Origin of the sequence: Streptococcus mitis (genome assembly GCF_946190375.1) — a bacterium.
GTDB classification, from domain to species: domain Bacteria; phylum Bacillota; class Bacilli; order Lactobacillales; family Streptococcaceae; genus Streptococcus; species Streptococcus mitis_CJ.
The window spans coordinates 1-280 of record NZ_CAMIAF010000073.1 but is presented as its reverse complement, the minus strand read 5'-3'; the positions used below and the strand labels follow the sequence as shown (position 1 = coordinate 280).

Genomic DNA, 280 nt, shown 5'->3' with positions numbered 1-280 from the left:
GCTGCCGGTTGCCGACCCCCACCATGAAGTGCGCGAGTTCAGCCGCGTGGAATGTGATGGCGAGATCCTGCAGGTGGGGAAACCCGCGAGCTACTTCATGCTGCACAAGCCGCCAGGCTGCGTCAGTGCCACCGTCGACCCACAACACCCCACCGTCCTCGACCTGCTGGATGAGCCGGACAAGGGCGACCTGCATATCGCCGGCCGCCTGGACTTCAACACCACCGGCCTGCTGCTGATCACCAATGATGGCCAGTGGTCCCGGCGCCTGACCCAGCCC

The 280-nt window shown here is 65.7% G+C and carries 1 protein-coding gene; it reads left to right on the top strand.

The features are described 5' to 3' along the window. Positions 1-280, top strand: a 280-nt coding sequence (locus N8M09_RS10990; RefSeq protein ID WP_314726074.1) for a pseudouridine synthase, incomplete at both ends; no start/stop codon positions are given.